We start from the raw sequence: 26013 nt of genomic DNA on the forward strand, positions 1-26013 counted from the left end.
GGAAATATGGCACATTACATTGAATTCTTATACAAGCAATGAATCAAGGAGAGGTTGAGTACACATGGCAAACGATATTGAGAAGATTACGTATTTAGGAACACCTGCCATCAAAGCAGGCAACGAACATATAGAAATGATTGTCGTTCCTGAGTGGGGGAGCAACGTCATTTCTCTTGTGGACAAAACGACACAGCTGCAGCTTTTGCGTGAACCGGAAACAGCAGAAAGCTTTCATGATACACCAACATTGTATGGCATTCCGATCCTGTTTCCGCCTAACCGGATTAGTGACGGGACATTCAGTTTCCGGGGCAGAACATATCATTTTGATATCAATGAAAAAGATAAACACAACCATCTTCATGGGTTTCTTTATCAGGAAAAATGGAACGTAGTGACCATGAAGCAAACTGATGAAGAAGTGATCGTTGAAACTGAAATTGACCTTTCAGAGCTTCCCCATGTGTATAAGCAATTTCCGCATCATGCCGTTGTTCGGATGACATACACGCTAAAGGGGAATACTCTATTTAAACATGCGACGGTCATGAACAAAGGAAAGGAAGCGTTTCCTTGGGGAATCGGCTATCATACTACATTTGTATTTCCAGAAGAAAGCTCGTTATTCTCCCTGACAGCAGATCAGCAATGGGAGTTGGATGAGCGCCTGCTGCCGACCGGGAAACTGATGGATGTACCGAATAAAGAAGCCTTGCATGAAGGGATGGATTTACGCAGCCAGCAGCTGGATGATGTCTTTTTATCTTCTTATCAGAAAAGAGGCGGAGAAAATCAGGCAGTCATTTATCATCAGCATGCACATATAAGCATTATTTATAAGGCAGATGAACAATTTAAACATTGGGTTGTATACAACGCGGACGGAAAGCAGGGATATTTATGCCCTGAACCTTACACATGGGTGACAAACGCTGTGAATCTTGATGTGTCTCCATCACTCACTGGTGTAAAAGTGCTGGAGCCGGGAGAAGAAACGACAGCCAAAAGCAGTATCACCATTGAACTGAATCATCAATAGCCAATGATGAGGCGCAGAGAGGCGGGGTAAAAAAATGAAAAAAAGCATAAAGCTTTATGTTGCTGTTTTGCTGCTTTTCGTCGTTGCTTCGGTACCTTATATGCATCAGGCTGCGCAAGCGGCTGAAAAACAAGGTGCACTTGCCGGGCAGATCGATAAGATTTTAGCTGATCATCCTGCACTCGAAGGCGCAATGGCCGGCATCACCGTTCGTTCTGCGGAAACAGGCGCTGTTCTATATGAGCATTCAGGAGAGATCCGAATGAGGCCCGCCTCTTCTTTAAAACTTTTGACAGCGGCCGCATCACTTTCTGTTCTCGGCGAGGACTATTCCTTTACAACCGAGGTCCGGACGGACGGCAAATGTAAAGGGAAAAAGCTGAATGGAAACCTTTATTTGATAGGGAAAGGAGATCCGACACTTTTACCATCTGATTTTGAAGAAATGGCTGAGAAATTGAAACAATCCGGCGTGAAAGAGATCAAAGGCAATCTGATCGGTGATGATACGTGGTATGATGACATCCGATTATCGCCTGATATGCCGTGGAGTGATGAATACACATATTACGGCGCGCAAATCTCCGCTTTAACAGCGTCTCCGAATGAAGATTATGATGCAGGAACTGTGATTGTAGAGGTCACCCCGGGTAAAAAAGAGGGGGAAAAGCCTGCCGTTGCTGTATCTCCGAAGACAGATTATGTAACGATTAAGAACGATGCCGAAACGACTGCGGCCGGCCAAAAGAAAGACCTCACGATCGAAAGAGAGCATGGAACAAACACGATCACAATTGAAGGGAGCGTATCGGTTGAGGCAAGCAAGACAAAGGAATGGATTGCTGTCTGGGAGCCGGCTGGATACGCTTTGGATTTATTTAAGCAGGCACTAAAAAAACAAGGAATTACTGTAAAAGGGCACGTCAAGACGGGCGCTGCGCCCAGTTCTTCAGACGTGTTAATCTCTCATCGCTCAATGCCTCTGTCAAAACTATTTGTGCCGTTTATGAAATTAAGCAATAACGGACATGCCGAAGTGCTCGTAAAAGAGATGGGGAAAGTGAAAAAAGAAGAAGGAAGCTGGGAAAAGGGACTTGAAGTATTAAACAATGCGCTTCCGGAATTTGGTGTTGATCCCAATTCACTTGTCTTAAGAGACGGATCAGGTGTCTCACATATTAATGCTGTATCCTCAGATCAAATCTCACAGCTGTTATATGACATTCAAGATGAGAAATGGTTCTCAGCTTATCTAAATTCTCTGCCAGTTGCGGGCAATAGTGACAGGATGATAGGCGGAACACTGAGAAACCGGATGAAAGACACTCCTGCACAAGGAAAGGTAAGGGCAAAAACCGGATCGTTAAGCACAGTTAGCTCTTTATCCGGGTACGCAGAAACCAAGAGCGGAAAACCCCTTGTTTTTTCTATTCTTTTGAACGGATTGATTGATGACGAGGATGGAAAAGATATCGAGGATCAAATCGCTGTCATCTTGGCAAATCAATAATAGCGTCAGACCTGTTTTCTAAGGAAGACAGGTTTTTTTATGTCTTCAATAATATTCCGGTCGCATCTGCCAACAAATAGAAAGCTTACGCGCAACAGCAAATTAGCACAATCGAAAAATTAGTGTGTAAGACCCGAATCAGAATGATACTTTTATCACTTTATGTTCAAAAATTTGATGAATAAAGAAACCAAAACTAAAGAAATAATACTATATTCAAAAAAATGTTATAAAAATTTAATGTTTTTTATTGTACTTTAAAAAATATCCGTTAATATAGTGCATATATGGATTATATAGTCATATAATTTCTTTTATTGTCATTTTTCTACTTTTTTCTTATCCTCTTATTATGAGAACTGGAGGGAATCCGTTGAGCCAACATACTTATTCTTTAACCCATGCCCAAAGGAGAGTGTGGTTTACCGAACTGCTGGAGCCAGGTACCAGCATTTGCAATCTTACGGCCTGTGTGAAATTCAGAGGCAATATTGATCTTGATGTTCTAGAGGGCGCGCTGAATCATTCCATCTCCCGCAACGACGCCATCAGGTTTCAGCTGCTAGAAGGAGAAGAGCTTGAGCCGCGATTGTACCTTACTGAATATAAATATACTTCACTGGAAATAATAGATTTTTCAAATGTTGAAATGATAGAAATAGAGCAATGGATACAAGAACAAGCGAGAATCCCATTTAAACTATTCAACTCGCCTCTTTATCAATTTTATCTCCTTAGAATCCACAATCATGAGGTTTGGCTGTTTGCTAAATTCCATCATATTATAATGGACGGCATCTCCTTAAACGTGATGGGAAATCAAATTATAGATCTTTATCAAAAAATGAAAAAGCAAGATCCTTTACCCGATCAGCCGGAACCTTCTTACTTGAGCTACATCGAAAAAGAGAGTCAATATTTACAGTCTTCACGTTTTGCAAAGGACCGTTTATTTTGGACTCAAACCTTTCAGAATCCGCCGGAATACCACTCGTTAGCCGGCCAGACGTCTTTACAAAAACAGAGCACATCCGCATCCAGAGATACCATCACCCTTTCACCTCATCTAGGGCAAACGATTCGAATCTTTTGCGAAGAACAAAAGATCAATATCATTTCCTTATTTATGGCTTCATTTTACATATGCATCAGCCGGATCACTTCTAAAAAAGACCTTGCCATCGGCACCTACTATGGCAACAGAGGGTCAAAGGCTGAAAAAGAAATGCTCGGCATGTTCGTCAGTTCTCTTCCCATCAGAATAACAGCTGATCCTGACACGGACTTTCTATCCTTTGTCCGCAGAGTAGGCAGGGAACAGCTTTCCGTTATGCGTCACCAACGGTTTCCTTATAATTTGCTGGTAAATGAATTAAGAAAAGAACAGAAGGATTTACACAACCTTATCGGTATATCTATGCAGTATCAACCGCTCCAATGGCACAATGCAGACGGTTTTGACTATGAAACGGCGCTTTATTTCAGCGGATACACCGCGAACGAGCTTTCTGTTCAAATACAGGAACGGACAGACACCGGAACTATTCAATTAAATTTCGACTATCAAAATACCTTGTTTTCTCTTGAGGATATTAAGCGAATACAGAACCATCTGCTTACGTTACTGGAAAACGCCCTTCAACATCCGCACAGTTTCATAAAAGAATTAGATATGACTAATATAAGAGAGAAACAAAAATTGTTGTATGAGTTTAATAAGACGGAAGCTGTTTCGCCTGAAGTCCCGACCCTGCACGGACTGTTTGAACGACAGGCGGCTGTCACACCGGAACGGCCGGCCATCCGCTTTTCCGGCGGTTCGCTGACGTACGCTGAGCTTGACATGTATGCCGGCCGTCTGGCCGCGCGCCTCGCGGCACGAGGCGTCACGAAGGAAAGCATCGTCGGTGTCCTGTCTGAACGGTCACCTGAAATGCTGATCGCTGTACTTGCTGTATTGAAGGCAGGCGGAGCGTATTTGCCGCTTGATCCAGCATATCCAAAGGAGCGGCTGAGCTATATGCTGAAAGACAGCGGGGCCGCGCTCTTGCTGGCACAGCCGGGATGTTCCGCGCCGAACTTTTCCGGGGAGACGCTTGAAGTGGACATGGCATCTCTTGCGAGCGAAAAAGCAGAAAACGATGTGTTTACTCCTGCTGACGGCTGTTCTCTCGCCTATGTCATCTATACATCGGGCTCCACCGGGAAGCCAAAAGGAGTGGCCGTCGAGCACCGCCAGGCTGTTTCCTTTCTGACTGGCATGCAGCGTCAGTTTCCGCTTCAGGAAGATGACATTGTTATGGTGAAAACCTCTTTTTCCTTTGATGCGTCTGTGTGGCAGCTGTTTTGGTGGTCCCTTTCTGGCGCTTCGGCTTACCTGCTTCCGCCCGGCTGGGAAAAAGACCCGGCATTGATCGTACAAGCCATTCATCAGGAAAGTATTACAACGGCCCATTTTATTCCGGCTATGCTGAACAGCTTTCTCGATCAAGCGGAAATGAAAGCGCTCGGTGATGGGACAAGCCTGAAGCGTGTATTCGCCGGAGGTGAACCACTTGCGCCCCATGTGGCAGCCCGTTTTGCTTCTTTATTGCCGCAGGTATCGCTGATTCATGGCTACGGGCCGACAGAAGCGACGGTAGACGCGGCATTTTACGTGTTGGACCCAGAGCGGGACAGGGATCGCTTGCGGATTCCGATCGGAAAACCCGTACCGGGTGCGCGTTTGTATGTTTTAGATGCGCATTTAGCCGTACAGCCTTGCGGTGTCGCCGGCGAACTGTACATTGCCGGAGCGGGTGTGGCCAGAGGCTATTTGAATCGGCCGGCCTTAACGGAGGAGCGTTTTCTTGAGGACCCGTTTTACTCGGGTGAACGCATGTATAAAACTGGGGATTTGGCGCGCTGGATCCCTGAAGGACACATTGAGTTCCTCGGCCGGTTAGATGATCAGGTGAAAATCCGCGGCTACCGTATCGAGCCTGGAGAAATTGAAGCAGCGCTTAGAAGCATTGAAGGCGTCAGAGAGGCAGCCGTTACCGTTCGGACAGACAGCGGCGAGCCGGAATTATGCGCCTATACAGAAGGACTAAGAAGAAACGAAGTGCGGACGCAGCTTGAAAGAATGCTGCCGAGCTACATGATCCCAGCTCATATGATAGAGATGGAACGGTGGCCGGTTACGCCAAGCGGAAAGCTGGACCGAAACGCCCTGCCAGCTCCTGGCGGAGCTGCAGATGCGGAGACCTACACGGCGCCGAGAAATGTGACAGAGATGAAGCTTGCCCAGCTGTGGGAGGACGTGCTGAAAAACGGTCCTGTCGGGATTCACGACAACTTTTTTGACCGCGGAGGACATTCCTTAAAAGCAACGGCGCTTGTCTCACGGATCGCCAAAGAATTCGATGTACAGGTGCCGCTGAAAGATGTGTTTGCCCATCCGACTGTTGAAGGACTGGCTTCCGTTATCCGTGAAGGAACGGACAGTCCATATGAAGCGATGAAACAGGCGGAACAGCGTGAGGCCTATCCGGTTTCCTCCGCCCAAAAACGGATCTATGTCCTTCAGCAGCTGGAGGACGGAGGGACAGGCTACAATATGCCGGCTGTGTTAGAGCTGGAAGGGAAGCTGGACCCCGAAAGGCTGGACAGGGCTTTTAAAGAGCTAATCAAGCGCCACGAGTCGCTTCGGACATCCTTCGAACAGGACGAAAGCGGCGAGCCGGTGCAGCGCATCCATGACGAGGTGCCGTTTACATTACAGACAGCAGTCCTCGGCGAACAAACCGAACAGGAGACCGCAGCCGCGTTTATTCAGCCGTTTGATCTCAGCCAAGCGCCGTTGTTCCGTGCCCAAATCGTAAAGGTATCAGATGAGCGGCACCTGTTGCTGGTTGATATGCATCACATTATTTCAGACGGTGTTTCCGTCAATATTCTGATTCGGGAATTCGGGGAGCTGTACAACAACCGGACCCTTCCGGTCCTTCACATTCAATATAAAGACTACGCCGTATGGCAAGAAGGATTTAAAAAAGGAGACGCGTACCAGACGCAGGAGGCGTACTGGCTGAAGCAGCTCGAGGGCGAGCTGCCGGTGCTGGATCTCCCGGCTGATCATACCCGCCCGCCGGTGCGGAGCTTCGCGGGTGACAAGGTCTCATTTACGCTTGATCAAGAGGCCGCATCAGGCCTTCACAAGCTGGCACGGGAAAACGGAAGCACACTGTACATGGTGCTCCTAGCGGCCTACACAGCGTTCTTGTCACGCTTAAGTGGACAGGAAGATATCATCGTCGGCTCGCCAATCGCCGGCCGGCCGCACAAGGATCTTGAGCCGATACTCGGCATGTTTGTGAACACGCTGGCGCTGCGGACACGCCCGGAGGGCGGGAAGCCGTTTGTGGAGTATTTGCAGGAAGTGCGCGAGACAGCATTGGGAGCGTATGAGCATCAGGATTACCCGTTCGAAGAGCTTGTCGACAAGCTTGAATTGACACGGGATATGAGCAGGAATCCAGTTTTTGATGCGATGTTTATCCTTCAAAATATGGAAAAGCAGGACATGGATCTGGAAGAGGTAAAAGTCCGGCCCGCCAATTTCGCACATCACATTTCTTTATTCGATATTACACTAATAGCAACGGAAACAGATGGAGCCATTTGCTGCGAATTGGAATTTAGTACGGAAGTATTCCTGAAAGCTACGATTGAACGCTGGGCAGCTCATTTTATCGAATTTCTGCATGCGGCACTTTCTAATCCTGAAACAAACCTTTCACAAATAAACATACTTAGTGATCAAGAAAAACAAAATATAGTCTTTGAATTCAACAAAACTCAAGTTGAATTTTCCCAAAAAGATGTTCCTTTTCATCGCATATTTGAAGCGAGAGCTGAAGAAACACCAGAACATATAGCTGTTATTGATGACGAAACACAGATTAGTTATCGGCTTCTAAACGAAAGAGCCAATCGTCTGGCACGGACGTTGCAAAAAAGAAAAGGGACGAAGCCAACTGTGGCTGTTTTAGCCAAGCGGTCCATTGATGCAATTGTTGGAATCCTAGCAGTGATGAAAGCTGGCGGAGTGTATATCCCAATCGATTCACATTATCCAAAAGCTAGAATTGAATACCTTCTCCGTGATAGCGAAGCAGACATTCTTCTTTTGCAGCAGGAGTTGAAGCATTTGATTTCAAACTCTTCTGAATGTGATATACCTCACATCTGCCTTGATGATGAGAGCTCTTTTGAAGAAAACAGCTGCAACCTTGACTTATCTCCTGCTCCTGAGGATGTAGCATATATCATTTATACGTCAGGAACTACGGGCGCGCCTAAAGGCGTTATTGTCACCTATCGGAACTTTACTCATGCAGCTCTTGCTTGGCGGCAAATTTATGAACTGGATCGGAAGCCTGTCAGACTGCTCCAAATGGCGAGCTTTTCATTTGATGTCTTTTCAGGAGATTTAGCGAGAACATTGACCAACGGTGGGACTCTAATCGTTTGCCCAGATGAAAAGCGGCTGGAACCTGCTGAATTATATGGAATCATGAACTCTCGGCGAATCACGATAATGGAGTCAACGCCGGCTCTCATTATCCCAATTATGGAGTATGTATACCGTAACAAGCTCAAGCTTCCTGACTTAGACATATTAATTCTTGGTTCCGACATGGTGAAAGCTCAAGATTTCAAAACATTGACAGAACGCTTTGGCCAAAGCATGCGCATCATCAATAGTTATGGCGTCACAGAAGCGACGATCGATTCCAGCTGCTATGAAACAAGGATGGGAGAAGAGTACACGGGAGATAACGTCCCAATTGGCAGCCCGCTACCGAATGTACACATGTACGTACTCAGCCAGACTAATCAAATTCAGCCGATTGGCGTTGCCGGCGAGCTATGCATCAGCGGAGCAGGTGTTGCGAAAGGCTATCATAATAAACCTGACTTAACGCAAATGAAATTTATAGAAAATCCATTTGTCTCCGGAGAAAGGCTGTACAGAACCGGTGATCGAGCCTGCTGGCTTCCAAACGGAACGATCAAGCTTCTTGGCCGAATGGATTATCAGGTGAAGATAAATGGATACAGAATTGAAACAGAAGAAATTGAAAGTGTTCTGCTTCAAACCGGGCTTGTCAGAGAAGTTGCTGTTGCCGTTCAGCATGATAAGAATGGACATGCTGGTTTAGCAGCATATATTGTGCCTTCAGATGTCAATACGAATACTCTTCGTGCTGCTTTAACAAAGGAGCTGCCGGCATATATGATTCCTGCGCATCTGATTCCTATAGAAAAACTGCCGCTGACCCTAAACGGAAAGCTGGACAAAAACGCCTTGCCGGCACCAAATGATGTGTTCACACGTCCATATACGGCACCAGTTAACGACATACAAAAAACGATAGCGGAAATATGGGAAGATGTCCTGTCCATTGCTCGAGTCGGCATTCACGATTCCTTTTTTGAGCTTGGCGGAGACTCAATAAAAGCATTACAAGTGGCAGCACGGCTGGCCGCTGAAGGCTGGAGCATGACAATACGTGACTTATTCAGTTATCCAACGATTCAGGAGCTAAACGGACATATCACACCATTGGCATCTCAAGCTGATCAGGGACCTGCGGAAGGTGAAGCTGATCTCGCCCCGATTCAGCGAAGATTTTTCGGACAGGTTCATGCTTTTCACTACCATTACAACCAGTCCGTCATACTTTTCAGTGAAAAAGGATTCAATACTAATGCGCTTCGTCGGGCGCTGCGTAAAATAACCGAGCATCACGATGCAATTCGCATGGTTTTTCAACGAAATCAAAATGGCCATGTCGTTCAGTATAATCGCGGAATGAATCACAAGGATCATGAACTGTTCGGCATTCACATAGCAGACTGGACAAAAGAATCACTGGAAAGGACTCATCTTGATGAAAAACTAGCCGCTGAGGAAATCGGCATTCAAAGCAAAATGAATGTACAAAAAGGGCCTCTGCTGCAAGCAGGTTTGTTTAAAACGGCAGAAGGGGACCATTTGCTGATTGCGCTTCATCATCTTGTGATAGATGGCGTTTCTTGGAGAATACTGATTGAGGATTTAGCTGCAGCATACCAGCAAGCTTTAGAAAAACAAGAGATCCAATTACCGCCAAAAACGGATTCTTATTTGTCCTACGCCAATGGTCTTGCTCAAATTGCTGCAAGCAAACAATTACTTGCAGAAAAATCATATTGGCAATCAATTTTGGATGCTCACACTGCTTTTCTGCCTAAGGACACGGAAAATGTGCCAGGAAGACTGCAAATGAACAGCGATACAGCAGCGTTTGTACTATCCGGGGACTGGACTGAAAAATTGCTGTTTGAAACCCAGCAAGCCTATGGCACTGATGCCAACGAACTTTTGCTTACGGCGTTAGGAATGGCGCTTTCTGAATGGACAGGGCATGACCAAATCGTGATCAGCACTGAGGGACACGGTAGAGAAGGGCATGTGCCAAACATTGATATTTCACGGACAGTTGGATGGTTTACTTCCATTTATCCTATTCTGCTGGACATGAGTATTCCCGAGCCTTTCGAGGATCAGCTCGCATACCGAATTAAGACGACAAAAGATATGCTGAGAAGGGTACCGAACAAAGGAACTGGTTACGGATTGTTAACACACATAGGAGAACTGCAGTATAAAGAGCCTGAGGTCAGCTTTAATTATCTCGGCCAATTCAGCGAAGAGAAGGAAGCTGAAACGTTTCAATTATCATATTACCGGCCTCGTTACGAAATAGCGGGTGAGAGAGCTCGAGAATATGAGCTGGACATCAATGCCCTCATTACGGACGGAAGGCTTCAAGTAAAAGCGGTATACACCCAAGTGTTCAGCCAACACTCAATTGAGTGTTTTATGGATCGTTTTCACAGGCATCTTATCGAGATGATTGAGCATTGTTCTCAGAAAAAAGTACGCGAAAAAACGCTGAGTGATTTCAGCAATAAGGAATTAACGTTGTCTGCATTATCTAGCATCGAAGATCTCGTGAAAGATCTTTAACTTTTGAAAAGGTGTGTGGAATTGATGGCACAATCGGCACAGATTCAAGATATTTATCCGTTATCGCACATGCAGGAAGGAATGCTGTTTCATTCACTGGTGGATGTCAGCTCAAAAGCCTATGTCGAACAGACCTCTTTTACGATCACAGGGAATCTATGCATCGACTCGTTTCAAAAGAGCTTAAACCTTCTTGTTTCCCGGTATGATATTTTCAGAACGATTTTTATTAAAGAAGTCCAAGATCTTACAGGTCCGCAGCAGGTAGTCCTGTCAAACCGGGAATTGACAGTGTATAGAGAAGATTTTTCTCACCTGGCCGATCATGAACAGCAGGCTCTGATCGATGCTTTTATGACCAAGGATCGGGAAAAAGGATTTAATTTGCAAAAAGATCCGTTAATGCGTCTTGCCCTTTTTGATAGAGGCAACAGCCGATATACATGTGTCTGGACACATCATCATATCATCATGGATGGCTGGTGTCTGGGCATTATTCTTAAAGAGTTTTTCAGCATGTATGATTCGCTCAAAAATAACTCACCTGTACGGCTTGGCAGCACGGTACCGTACAGCCGCTATATTGAATGGCTCGGAGAACAAGATCAAGAAGAGACTGCTGCTTACTGGAGCGGATATTTGAAGGAGTACGGCAATACTGCATCTATCCCCCGGATAAATCCCCGCCCGGCGGACGGGGATTATAAAGCCGACCAGATCAGCTTTTCTTTAGCACCGGAAATGGTTGAGAAACTGACTGAGGCCGCCCAAAATTGGGGAGTGACATTAAACACGTTGTTTATGAGTATGTGGGGCGTGCTTCTCCATCGATATACTGCTGCTGATGATGCAGTTTTTGGCTCCGTTATTTCAGGACGCCCGTCAGCGATTGACGGGATTGAATCAATGGTCGGCTTGTTTATTAATACTATCCCAGTGCGAATTCGATCTGCGGAGGGTATGACGTTTTCTTCGCTGGCTAAAGCCGTGCAGGAGGATATTTTAGCATCTGAACAGCATGGGTATTATCCGCTTTATGAGATTCAAAACCATAGTCCATTGAAGCAAGGCTTGATCGATCATATTTTTGTCTTTGAAAATTATCCTGTACAGCTTCATCAGGCATTAAGCATCGAGAGTGAAAATGACGAAAGCGCACTGAAGCTTGGTGACATTTCAATGTCCGAACAAACCAATTACGACTTTAATATCGTTATTGTTCCGGGAGAATCATTTTATATCAAATTCAGCTACAACGCAGCCGTTTATGAACGGGAGGAGATGCTGAGGATTCAGGGGCATCTAAAACAAGCACTAGATTGCATTTTGGCACATCCCGATATTGCTGTCAGTGACATCAATATCGTCCCGCCGGAGGAGCAACAGGTTATCCAATTGTTTAACGAAACTGAGCGTCCTTATGTGAACAAAACGATATCCCAATTGTTCGAGGAACAAGCCCGCAAAACACCTGAAGCGGCTGCATTAAAAATGGGAGACGATTGCTGGACCTATCGCCAATTAAATATAAGAGCTAATCAGATTGCGCACGCCCTGATAGAAAAAGGCGTTGGATCTGGAGATATCGTGGCTGTGATGATGAACCGGTCAATGGAAATGCCTGCAGCTCTACTTGGGATTTGGAAAGCAGGCGGCGCTTATATGCCGCTTGATCCAAATTTCCCAGAAGAACGTCTTTCTTTCCTGCTGAAGGACAGTCAAGCAGCTCAATTGCTGATAGAAGAAAACCTTATGTCATTCATCCCGCCGCACTATGAAGGAAATATGATACCGATAGAACGTACAGAAAGCTACCAAACAGCAGCTCCAGATGTGCCGCTTGGTGATCTCGCCTATTTGATCTATACGTCGGGAACGACAGGGCGCCCTAAAGGTGTTCTAGTTAATCATCAAGGCATTGCCAATACATTGCAATGGAGACGGGAAGAGTATGGCATGACCGAACAGGATATATCCCTCCATTTGTTTTCATATGTGTTTGACGGCTGTGTGACGAGCTTATTTACCCCGCTTTTATCCGGTGCGTGCGTACTGCTGACAACAGATGACGAAGCGAAGGATGTGCTAGCCCTTAAACGAAAAATAGCCCGTTATAAGGTCAGTCACATGATCATTGTTCCTTCTCTGTACCGGGTGTTATTGGAAGTGATGACTGCTGAGGATGCAAAAAGTCTTCGTATTGTGACATTCGCTGGTGAAGCGGTCACGCCTGACCTGCTTGAGATGAGCGAAAAGATTTGTCCTTCTGCAGAATTGGTAAATGAATACGGGCCCACAGAAAATAGTGTGGCAACAACAATATTGCGGCAACTGAATGAAAAAGGGAGGATAACGATCGGACACCCGATTGCAAACACGAAAGTATTTGTTTTACACGAAAATCAAATGCAGCCGATCGGCGCGGCGGGCGAACTGTGTATTTCCGGCGAGGGTCTTGCAAAAGGATACTACAAACAGCCGGAGCTTACAGACAAAGCATTCTCCGATCACCCGTTCCTTGAAGGGGAGCGTTTATACCGAACAGGTGATGCAGGCCGCTTTTTGCCGGATGGAACGATTGAATATATAGGACGTTTTGATGATCAAGTGAAAATTAGGGGTTACCGCATTGAACTGAAAGAAATTGAAACGGTTCTTCGACAGGCGCCAGGAGTGAAGGAAGCAGCGGTACTGGCCCGTGATGTTTCTGCTGAGGAAAAGGAGCTCGTCGCTTATATCGTTCCGGAAAAAGGAAACAATCTCCCGAATTTGTATCGGCATCTAGCCGGGACATTGCCGCCCTATATGATTCCCGCAAGTATTACCAATATCAGCCGGATGCCATTAACATCCAGCGGGAAGCTTGACCGGTCAGCACTTCCTGAACCAGAAAACAATGTGAGCCTCACATATATGCCGCCCCGAACTTTAATCGAGGCTGATCTCGCACATATTTGGGGAGATGTGCTAAATAAACAGCAAATCAGCATTCGTGATGATTTCTTTCAATTAGGCGGACAGTCCTTAAAAGCGGCCGCACTGGTATCAAGAATACATAAAAAGCTTAATGTCGAGCTGCCGCTCAGTGAGGTGTTTTCTTATCCGACGGTTGAAAGCATGGCAGTCAAATTGACGAGCTTAAAAGAACATGCTTTTACACAGATTGAACCTGCGGATCAAAGAGAAGTCTATCCGCTGTCTTTCTCACAAAAACGATTATATGCTCTTCATCAGCTGGCAGATGACAGCACAGGCTATAACATGCCCGCTGTACTTGAATTACGCGGAAATCTGGATCGCCAGCGGTTGAGAAGCGTTCTCATAGAACTTGTGAATCGGCATGAAGCATTGCGGACTGTTTTTGTGCTTGACAGAGGAGAGCCCGTGCAGATCATTTATCCGGAGATTGCTTTTGATCTGAAAGAGCTTGAAATGGAATCAGAACAAATGCTTGAGTCCGCAATCGAATCTTTTATCAAACCGTTTGATCTATCGTCCGGTCCGCTTTTTAGAGCATGTGTCATTACAATGGGCAATAATCGCGGCTTTTTGCTGCTCGATATGCACCATATTATTGCCGACGGTGTCTCGATGAGCACTCTTGTCCAAGAATTTACTGACTTGTATTGCGAAAAAGAGTTGCCAGCTTTAAACCTGCATTATAAGGATTTTGCTGTTTGGCAGCAAGAAAAGTACCCGAAAGAGCTATACAAAAAACAGGAGGCCTACTGGCTCGATCAGCTTGGCGGGAGTCTTCCAGTATTAGAATTACCGCTTGATAAAACAAGACCGCGTCTCCCTGATTTCAGCGGCGGAACAATCGAAGTAAACATTGATAAAGACACGGCAGATGAACTGCACCGTTTAATGGTTGAAACGGGAACAACGTTGTATATGATTCTTCTGGCTGTCTATTCTATTTTGCTATCCAAGCTAAGCGGGCAAGAGGATATTGTCGTCGGCACGCCTGCTGCCGGAAGACCGCACGCCGATCTGGAGCGCGTCATCGGAATGTTCGTCAATACGTTAGCGATGCGCAGCCAGCCCGAGGGCCACAAAACGTTCAGCTCGTATTTGCAGGACATTCGCCACCTGGCACTGACGGCTTATGAACATCAGGATTATCCTTTTGAGGAGCTGGCAGATAAGCTCGACACACAGCGAGAGGTAAATCGCAACCCGCTGTTCGATGCAATGCTCGTGCTTCAAAGCAGTGAGGATTTCCAGTTCGAAGTGCCTGGTCTATCAATTTCGTCTGTCACTCCAAAACACGATATATCTAAATTCGATTTGACATTACACGCTGAGGAGCATTCGAGCGGGATTCACTGCCGGTTTGAATACAGCACCGCTCTTTTTGAAGAAGAGACCATTGCGCGATGGGCATCTCATTTTATTGAACTGGTGAAAAGTGTAACGGCTGATACCAAGATGAGAATTTCGGACATGCAATTGCTTCCTGCTGCAGAGCGCAATTTGCTCCTTGAAAAAATGGGACAGTATGCCGCTTATCCGAGAAATGAAAACATTGTAAGCTTATTTGAAAAAAAAGCCGCTGAACATCCGGAGCATCTCGCAGTGGTGTACGGTCACTCTCAGCTTACTTATCGAAACCTGAATGAAAAAGCTGAGCGGACAGCTGCTATGCTGATCAAACAAGGGGTCAGAACTGGCGATATCGTCGGTCTGATGCTCGATCGGTCACCTGATATGATCATTGGCATTTTATCGATTTTAAAAGCTGGAGGGGCCTACTTGCCGATTGATCCTGAATATCCTCAGGAACGTATCAGCTTTATGCTCAATGACAGCGGGGCAGAAATGTTGCTGACAGAGCACGGCCAAAACAAACCTGCAGACTACAACGGGCATATTTTGTATATCAATGAAGTTGAAAATGATTCAATTCCGGCTGATTTAAAAATTCAAACCCTAGCAGATCAGCCGGCATACGTGATATACACATCCGGAACGACTGGCCAGCCAAAGGGCGTTATTGTCGAGCACCGCAATGTGATCAGTCTCTTAAAGCATCAAAACCTGCCTTTTGTATTTGGCCATGAAGACGTCTGGACGTTATTTCATTCATATTGCTTTGATTTCTCTGTATGGGAAATGTTCGGTGCGTTATTAAACGGAAGTACACTAGTCGTGGTCTCTAAAGAAACAGCCCGTGACCCCCATGCATTCCGATTATTGTTAAAAAAAGAACGCGTCACTGTACTCAATCAGACCCCGACAGCTTTTTACGGCCTGATGCATGAAGATCAAAACCATACGGATCGATTAAACATCCGATACGTGATTTTTGGCGGCGAAGCTTTACAGCCCGGCATGCTTCAAAGCTGGAATAAAAAATATCCTGATACTGATCTGATCAATATGTATGGTATTACAGAAACGACGGTACATGTAACATTCAAAAAATTGTCCGCAGCAGACATTGCAAAAAATAAAAGCAATATCGGACGGCCGCTTTCAACTCTGCAGGCTTATGTGATGGATGCTCATATGAATCTGCAGCCGATCGGAGTTCCAGGGGAGATGTATATAGGCGGTGAAGGTGTGGCACGGGGATATCTCAACAGAGATGAGCTGACCGCTGACCGTTTTGTGCCTAATCCTTATCTTCCGGGGGATAGATTATACCGAACAGGAGATCTTGCTAAACGCCTGTCAAATGGCGAGCTGGAATACTTAGGCCGCATTGATGATCAGGTTAAAGTCAGAGGGCACCGTATTGAGTTAGGCGAAATCCAGGCGGCGCTTCTTCAGCTTCCAATTGTTAAAGAGACGGCTGTCTTCACAAGAACAGATGAGCAAGGGCAAGCAGCTGTATATGCATACATCGTGACAAAAGATCAACAGGCCGCGAATACATCAGAAATCCGGACTTCTCTAAAAACCAAGCTGCCTGATTTTATGCTGCCCGCCCGTTTGATACAGATTGACAGCATCCCGCTGACTGTTAATGGAAAACTTGATCAGAAAGCCCTGCCGGAACCTGATAAACACGATTATATTGCTGATGATATCAGCCCTAGAAATGAGATTGAAAAGGTGATGGCTGAAATTTGGGAAGAACTTCTTGATGTGGATGAGCTGGGCGTGAGTGCCAATTTCTTTGAGCTTGGCGGAGATTCTATTAAAGCACTGCAAGTTTGTGCCAGACTGAAGCAGCGCGGCTTTGAAACGACAGTACGTGAGATGTTTGAACATCAGACTCTTGGCGAACTGTCCGCTCGTGTTCGAAAAGCCTTACACGTCATTGACCAAGGTCCGGTCGAAGGCGAGATCACTTGGACACCTATCCAGCAATGGTTTTTTTCGCAATCTCTGGAAATCCATCATTTTAATCAGTCCGTTATGCTCTACCGGACTGAACGATTTGACGAGATAGCGCTTAAAAAGGTGCTAAAAAGCCTGGTGATTCATCATGACGCACTTAGAATCGTATGTCGGTATGAAGATGGCAGGCCTGTACAGATAAACAGAGGGATAGATCTTCCAGATAAGGAGCTATATGCTCTTGAACTGTTTGATGTAAAGGATAACTTAACAAAAGTGCATAACAGGATTAAGGAAGCAGCCAGCCAGATGCAGGAGCATATGCGTTTGGAAACCGGCCCCTTGCTTCACGCTGGATTGTTCAGGACCGAGAATGGTGACCATTTGTTTCTGACGATTCATCACTTAGTTGTTGATGCGGTTTCGTGGCGCATTTTGTTCGAGGATTTTTCAACAGCTTACAAACAGGCAGTCTCAGGAGAAACTATTAAACTGCCGCAAAAAACAGATTCATATTTAACGTATTCACAAAGTATAGCTGACTACTCTAAGAGCCGCCAGATGCAGCGCGAAGCAGCGTATTGGGATGAGCGTGAGAACCGTCACATCCAGCCTATTCCTAAAGACAATGACGCTGCGCCTAACACATTCAAAGATACAGAAGTGATTGATTTTAATCTGTCCCGCCATCATACAGAATTATTGTTAACGGCTGCAAATAAAGCATACAGCACGGAGATGAATGATATCCTTCTGACAGCTTTAGGCCTTGCTTTGCAGCAATGGACGGGCTATGACCAATTTAAAATCAGCATGGAGGGCCATGGAAGGGAATCATACCTTGAGGATATTGACATTAGCAGAACAGTCGGCTGGTTCACCTCGATTTATCCTGTATGGCTTGATATGAGCCATTCTGATCATAAGAACAAAGATGAGCGGCTGGGCCACCTCATTAAACAGACAAAAGATATGCTGCACCGTATACCGCATAAGGGCGCAGGCTACGGTGTGCTGAAATATACCAACAAAAAATGGGGCTCTGAGAAAGGCAGCCCGGACATCAGCTTTAATTATTTAGGCCAGTTTGATCAGGATATTCAATCAAAAGCCTTTGAGGTTTCTGACATCAAGCCAGGGAATGAGATCAGCCCGAACTGGGAGCGTCCTCATGCACTGGATATCAGCGGCGCCGTTTCTTCGGGATGCCTGAACATGCACATGATCTATAACAGGCTTCAATTTGAGAAAAAAACAATCCAAACATTTGCCGGGCATTTTAAACAGACTCTGGAAAATATCATTGAGCATTGTACGGGCAAAGAAAACCGAGAATGGAGCGCATCTGATTTCACCGATGAAGATTTAACACTTGATGAATTGAGTGAGATTATGGGTGCCGTCAACAAACTATAGGGAGAGGAGATTCACACTGATGCCGCAGCAACCCGAAATACAGGATATATACCCTTTGTCTTTTATGCAGGAAGGGATGCTTTTTCATTCACTGTATGATGAACAGTCAAGAGCTTATTTTGAACAGGCTTCTTTTACGATCCATGGACAGCTTGACTTGGAGCGTTTCCAGAAAAGTATGGATGCTGTTTTTGAAAGATACGAAATCTTCCGAACGGCGTTCATCTATAAAAATGTAGCCAAACCCCGTCAAGTCGTACTCAAGCATCGTCATTGCCATGTTCATTTTGAAGATATTTCTCATCTCAACGAAAGAGATAAAGAACATTGTACCGAGGCATTCAAAGAGCAGGATAAATCCAGGGGATTCGATCTCCAAACAGATGTACTGATGAGAATATCTATTTTAAAATGGGCGCCTGATCGTTATGTCTGTATCTGGAGCCATCATCATATTTTAATGGATGGCTGGTGTTTAGGCATCGTCATTAAAGATTTTCTTCACATTTATCAAGCGCTGGGTAAAGGTCAGCTTCCGGATTTGCATCCCGTTCAGCCGTACGGGACGTATATTAAATGGCTGATGCAGCAAGACCGAGAAGAAGCAGTTGAGTATTGGAAAAAGAGGCTTCAGCATTTCGAAAAAGCTACGCCTCTGCCGAAAAGAACAGATCAAATACCGGATGGGACATTAGAGCAGATCACGTTCACCATTTCTGAAAAAGAAACCTCCGAATTACAGAAAATCGCAGCAGCTTCTGGAGCGACACTAAACACTGTTTTCCAAGCTTTATGGGGGATTATGCTCCAAAAGTTCAATCGCTGCGGCGATGCTGTGTTCGGATCCGTTATATCAGGCAGACCTTCTGAGCTAAGAGATGTGGAAAACATGGTCGGACTTTTTATCAATACCATTCCTATTCGAGTCCAAAGTGATTCTCTTTCTTTTTCTGACCTAGTCAGCAGGATGCAAAAAGACATGACTGAAGCAGAAGCATATAGTTACTTCCCTTTATATGACATTCAGGCGCAGAGTGCTCTCAAACAAGAGCTTATCGATCATATTATCGTCTTTGAAAATACACCTACCCAGCAAGAGATTGAAGGGCTGAATCAGGCTGGATCATTTGATTTCTCCGTGAAGGATTTTGAGATGGAAGAGGTGACCAATTATAGCTGCAGTGTCAAAGTGATCCCAGGCCGTACGTTGTACGTTCGGATTCATTTTCATACCGGCGCCTATCAACCAAACATGATGTCCGAGATAAAAGATTATTTACAGCACATGGTCTCTGACGTCATCTCTGATCCATCTCTTCCCGTGTCAAAGATGACATTGCTAGATGAGAACAAAACACGGAAAATCGTTTCTCAAAACAACGGGGCAGTATCTGTTTCGCCTGAAGCCCCAACCCTGCACGGTCTGTTTGAACGACAGGCGGCTGTCACACCGGAACGGCCGGCCATTTGCTTTTCCGGCGGTTCGCTGACGTACGCTGAGCTTGACATGTATGCCAGCCGTCTGGCCGTGCACCTTGCGGCACGAGGCGTCACGAAGGAAAGCATCGTCGGTGTCCTGTCTGAACGGTCACCTGAAATGCTGATCGCTGTACTTGCTGTCTTGAAGGCAGGCGGAGCGTATTTGCCGCTTGATCCTGCATATCCAAAGGAACGGCTGAGCTACATGCTGAAAGACAGCGGGGCCGCGCTCTTGCTGGCACAGCCGGGATGTTCCGCACCGAGTTTTTCCGGAGAGATGCTTGAAGTGGACATGGCATCTCTTGCGAGCGAAAAAGCAGAAAACGATGTGTTTACTCCTGCTGACGGCTGTTCTCTCGCCTATGTCATCTATACATCGGGCTCCACCGGGAAGCCAAAAGGAGTGGCCGTCGAGCACCTCCAGGCTGTTTCCTTTCTGACTGGCATGCAGCGTCAGTTTCCGCTTCAGGAAGATGACATTGTTATGGTGAAAACCTCTTTTTCCTTTGATGCGTCTGTGTGGCAGCTGTTTTGGTGGTCCCTTTCTGGCGCTTCGGCTTACCTGCTTCCGCCCGGCTGGGAAAAAGACCCGGCATTGATCGTACAAGCCATTCATCAGGAAAGTATTACAACGGCCCATTTTATTCCGGCTATGCTGAACAGCTTTCTCGATCAAGCGGAAATCGAAAGGCTGAGTGACGGGACAAGCCTGAAGCGTGTATTCGCCGGAGGTGAACCGCTTGCGCCCCATACGGCAGCCCGTTTTGCTTCTTTATTGCCGCAGGTATCGCTGATTCATGGCTACGGGCCGACAGAAGCGACGGTTGACGCGGCATTTTACGTGTTGGACCCAGAGCGGGACAGGGATCGCTTGCGGATTCCGATCGGGAAGCCCGTACCGGGTGCGCGTTTGTATGTTTTAGATGCGCATTTAGCCGTACAGCCTTGCGGTGTCGCCGGCGAACTGTACATAGCTGGAGCGGGTGTGGCCAGAGGCTATTTGAATCGGCCGGCCTTAACGGAGGAGCGTTTTCTTGAGGACCCGTTTTACCCGGGTGAACGCATGTATAAAACCGGGGATGTGGCGCGCTGGCTCCCTGACGGACAAGTTGAGTTCCTCGGCCGGTTAGATGATCAGGTGAAAATCCGCGGCTACCGGATTGAGCCCGGAGAAATTGAAGCAGCGCTAAGAGGCATAGAAGGCATCAGGGAGGCAGCCGTTACCGTACGGACAGACAGTGGCGAGCCGGAATTATGCGCCTATACAGAAGGACTAAGAAGAAACGAAGTGCGGACGCAGCTTGAAAGACTGCTGCCGAGCTACATGATCCCAGCTCATATGATAGAGATGGAACGGTGGCCGGTTACGCCAAGCGGAAAGCTGGACCGAAACGCCCTGCCAGCTCCTGGCGGAGCTGCAGATGCGGAGACCTACACGGCGCCGAGAAATGTGACAGAGATGAAGCTTGCCCAGCTGTGGGAGGACGTGCTGAAAAATGGTCCTGTCGGGATTCACGACAACTTTTTTGATCGCGGAGGACATTCCTTAAAAGCAACGGCGCTTGTCTCGCGGATCGCCAAAGAATTCGATGTACAGGTGCCGCTGAAAGATGTGTTTGCCCATCCGACTGTTGAAGGACTGGCTTCCGTTATCCGTGAAGGAACGGACAGTCCATATGAAGCGATGAAACCGGCGGAACAGCGTGAGGCCTATCCGGTTTCCTCCGCCCAAAAAAGGATCTATGTCCTTCAGCAGTTGGAGGACGGAGGGACAGGCTACAATATGCCGGCTGTGTTAGAGCTGGAAGGGAAGCTGGACCCCGAAAGGCTGGACAGGGCTTTTAAAGAGCTAATCAAGCGCCACGAGTCGCTCCGGACATCCTTCGAACAGGACGAAGGCGGCGAGCCGATGCAGCGCATCCATGACGAGGTGCCGTTTACATTACAGACAGCAGTCCTCGGCGAACAAACCGAACAGGAAGCCGTAGCCGCGTTTATTCAGCCGTTTGATCTCAGCCAAGCGCCGCTGTTCCGTGCCCAAATCGTAAAGGTATCAGATGAGCGGCACCTGTTGCTGGTTGATATGCATCACATTATTTCAGACGGTGTTTCCGTCAACATTCTGATACGGGAATTCGGGGAGCTTTACAATAACCGGACCCTTCCGGCGCTTCACATTCAATATAAAGACTACGCCGTATGGCAAGAAGGATTTAAAAAAGGAGACGCGTACCAGACGCAGGAGGCGTACTGGCTGAAGCACCTCGAGGGCGAGCTGCCGGTGCTGGATCTCCCGGCTGATCATACCCGCCCGCCGGTACGGAGCTTCGCGGGTGACAAGGTCTCATTTACGCTTGATCAAGAGGCCGCATCAGGGCTTCACAAGCTGGCACGGGAGAACGGAAGCACACTGTACATGGTGCTCCTTGCGGCCTACACAGCGTTCTTGTCACGCTTAAGCGGACAGGAAGATATCATCGTCGGCTCGCCAATCGCTGGCCGGCCGCACAAGGATCTTGAGCCGATACTCGGCATGTTTGTGAACACGCTGGCGCTTCGGACACGCCCGGAGGGCGGGAAACCGTTTGTACAGCATTTGCAGGAAGTGCGCGACACAGCATTGGGAGCCTACGAGCATCAGGATTATCCGTTCGAAGAGCTCGTCGACAAGCTTGAATTGACGCGGGATATGAGCCGGAATCCGCTGTTTGACGTGATGTTTGTTCTTCAAAATATGGATCAGGAATCGATTCAGCTTGAAGAACTGCATCTCAAACCTGCAGCAAACAACGGGCATCAAACGTCCAAATTTGATTTAACTCTGTATGCTCACGAACAGCCCTGCGGTTTGCTGACGTTCCAAATGGAATTTAGTACGGACTTATATAAGAAAAAAACGATAGAAAAGTGGCTTCAATACTTCATCAATATGTTACTCTCCATCACCCAAGACAACAAAGCCGCTCTCGGAACAATAAATATACTAAATGAGGATGAGACCCATTACCTTATCCATGAGCTCAATCATACAAAAATAGATTATCCAAGAAATGAAACCATCAGCAGGCTCTTTGAAATGCAGGCTGAACAAACACCTAATGCCATTGCAATTGTCAGCGATACACAAGAATTAACTTACGCGGATCTGAACAGCCGGGCAAATCAAATTGCTTCAGTTCTACAGAGAAAAGGGGTAGGGCCTGATCATGTTGTAGCCTTGTTGACAGGACGAACGCCAGAACTCATAGCGGGAATGCTGGGCATTCTGAAAGCCGGGGGAGCCTACCTGCCAATCGCACCTGATCTGCCTGTTGAACGAATAGCTTATATGCTGTCAGACAGCGGGGCAACATTACTCCTTCGATCTGAAAAAGCAGAAAAACGGCAATTAGACATTGCATGTGAACAATTCATAATCGAAGACATTCAAAAGCAAGGAGAAACAAAGAACATTGAATCGTCAGCAGGGCCACATTCACTTGCATATATCATTTATACCTCTGGATCAACCGGTAAACCAAAGGGTGTCATGATTGAGCAGCGAAGTGTAATTCGTCTTGTTAAAAACAGCAATTATATTACATTTACACCTGCAGACCGTCTTCTCATGACATCATCAATCGGTTTTGATGTTGTGACATTTGAAATATTTGGACCGCTGCTAAATGGGGCAGCTTTGCACCTGTCCGATAAAGAAGTATTTCTCGATTCCTATCAGCTTCAGAGATACATAGAACATCATGGGATCACAACGATGTGGTTGACATCTTCTCTATTCAATCATTTGACAGAGCAAAATGAGACAACCTTTTCACAGCTGAATCATCTGATTATAGGCGGGGAAGCCTTGTCCGCAAGCCACGTCAATCGAATCCGAAATGTCTGCCCGGAAGTATCGATATGGAACGGATATGGACCAACCGAAAATACAACTTTTTCGACATGCTTCCACATTCAAAAAACATATGAACTTTCCATTCCGATCGGGCGGCCGATTGGTAATTCCACCGCTTATATCTTAAATAAATGGGGAATGCTGCAGCCGATCGGAGCTGTTGGCGAACTTTGTGTCGGCGGAGATGGCGTCGCCAGAGGATATTTGGGCCGTCCTGATTTAACGAAAGAGAAGTTTGTCCCAAATCCATTTGCGCCTGGCGATCGACTGTACCGCACAGGTGATCTGGCGCGCTGGCTTCCCGATGGCACAATTGAGTACGTTGGCCGTATAGATGATCAAGTAAAAGTCAGAGGCTATCGGGTGGAGCTGGGTGAGATCGAATCAGCACTTCGCCAAATAGACGGAGTCAAAGAAGCCGCTGTGTTGGCACGTACAGGCCAGACGGGGAGCAAAGAGCTGTTTGGCTACATCAGCGTAAATGCAGGAACGAATGCTGAACAAGTGCGTTCTCTTCTTGCGCGTTCACTGCCAAATTATATGATCCCGGCGTACATCATTGAAATGGAGACTCTTCCGCTCACATCAAACGGCAAATTGAACCGGAAAGCACTTCCTGAACCAGATTTCGCATCTAAACAAACGTACGTCCCGCCACGCGATGACCTTGAAGCACAGCTGGCATTGATCTGGCAGGAGGTTCTCGGCATCCAGAGGATCGGAATAGAGGATTCGTTTTTTGAATTGGGCGGAGATTCAATCAAAGCGCTTCAAGTTTCTGCACGCCTTGGGCGCCATGGGCTAAGCTTGCAGGTAAGTGATTTATTCCGGCATCCAAAGATAAAAGACTTATCACCATTTATCCGTAAGACAGAGAGAATCATAGAACAAGGTCCCATTCAAGGAGACGTTCCTTGGACGCCTGTTCAGCAATGGTTTCTTTCACAAGATATTGAAGAACGACACCATTTTAATCAGTCTGTCATGCTTTTCCATTCTGACCGTTTGTCTGAAGACGCCCTTAGAGCAGCCTTAAAAAAACTGGCGGAGCATCATGATGCGCTTCGGATGGTTTATCGTAACGATGACGGGCGATGGATTCAAATCAACCAAGGCATTCAGGAATCACAGCTGTACAGTTTAAGAATATCTGATCTTTCACAGTCCGAAAGCGGTTGGGAAACGCAAATCAAACAAGAAGTTGCAGATCTTCAGCAAAGCATCAATTTGCAGGAAGGACCATTGTTACATGCCGCGTGGTTTAAAACACTGACAGGAGATTACTTGTTCCTTGCGATCCATCATCTTGTCGTTGACGGTGTGGCATGGCGGATTTTGCTGGAGGATTTGTCAGCAGGGTACCAACAAGCATCTTCAGGCCAAGTGATCCAGCTTCCGCCTAAAACTGATTCCTATCAGGAATACGCAAGACGGATACAGGAATATGCCCAAAGCAGCAGGCTGATTCGTGAAGAGGTGTATTGGCGAAGTGTGGAAGAACAGCAAGCTGCGGAACTGCCATATGAAATGCCGCTTCATGAGAACACCGACTGCAGCAGGAGGGATTCGATACGCTTTTCACTCTCTGAAGCAGACACTGCCGTTTTGCTGCAAAACGTCAATCACGCCTATGGTACAGATACACAAGATATTCTGTTAACCGCAGCATCCTTGGCGATTTGTGAATGGACAGGCGGAAGCAAGCTCCGTATCGCTATGGAAGGACACGGGAGAGAACACATTCTGCCAGAGTTGGATATCAGCCGGACGGTCGGCTGGTTTACATCCATGTACCCGGCCCTCATAAGCTTTGAAAATCATAGGGATGAGCTCGGAACCGCAGTAAAAACCGTTAAAGATACACTGGGCCGGATACCAAACAAAGGGGTAGGTTACGGTATGCTGAAATACCTTACACACCCTGAAAACAAAAGCATTGCGTTTTCAAAAACACCTGATATCAGCTTTAACTATTTGGGCCAGTTCAACGACATCGAAAGACAGGACAGCTTCCGCCCATCAAGTCTTGGGAGCGGAAAGGATATCACTCATACATGGAAGCGTGAGCAAATCATCGAGATGAGTGCTATGGCAGCAGACAAAAAGCTTCATTTCAATCTTAGTTATCCGCCAGCCCGCTTTCATCGAAACACAATGGAGCAGCTTATCAACAGGATTGAACACTTTTTGCGGGACATTATGAAACATTGCGCCGGTAAACAGAAAGCAGAAAAGACACTGAGCGATTTCAGCAGTCAATCATTAACGGCAGAGGATTTGGACAGCATATCCAGCTTGGTGGAAGAATTGTAGAAAATCGGACA

5 protein-coding genes are annotated in these 26013 nt (G+C 46.6%); all 5 read left to right on the forward strand.

What is annotated here, in order from left to right; all coding sequences use genetic code 11:
• Positions 1-64 precede the first annotated feature (64 nt).
• Positions 65-1042 (forward strand): aldose 1-epimerase, encoded by a 978-nt coding sequence (gene galM, locus CVV77_RS02935; protein WP_100274599.1) that lies wholly within the window; start codon positions 65-67, stop codon positions 1040-1042.
• Positions 1043-1076: 34 nt separating this feature from the next.
• Positions 1077-2552, forward strand: coding sequence for a D-alanyl-D-alanine carboxypeptidase/D-alanyl-D-alanine endopeptidase (gene dacB / locus CVV77_RS02940; protein WP_100274600.1), 1476 nt, complete (start codon positions 1077-1079; stop codon positions 2550-2552).
• Positions 2553-2925: 373 nt separating this feature from the next.
• Positions 2926-10611, forward strand: coding sequence for a non-ribosomal peptide synthetase (locus tag CVV77_RS02945; RefSeq protein WP_100274601.1), 7686 nt, complete (start codon positions 2926-2928; stop codon positions 10609-10611).
• Positions 10612-10635: 24 nt separating this feature from the next.
• Entirely contained in the window at positions 10636-18315 is a 7680-nt protein-coding gene (locus CVV77_RS02950) for a non-ribosomal peptide synthetase (RefSeq protein WP_100274602.1), read from the forward strand.
• Between the two features lie 19 nt (positions 18316-18334).
• On the forward strand, positions 18335-26002 hold the full coding sequence (locus CVV77_RS02955) for a non-ribosomal peptide synthetase (protein ID WP_100274603.1): 7668 nt from the start codon (positions 18335-18337) through the stop codon (positions 26000-26002).
• Positions 26003-26013 lie beyond the last annotated feature (11 nt).

Origin of the sequence: Bacillus sp. SN1, from assembly GCF_002796895.1 — a bacterium.
Lineage (GTDB): Bacteria > Bacillota > Bacilli > Bacillales > Bacillaceae > Bacillus > Bacillus inaquosorum.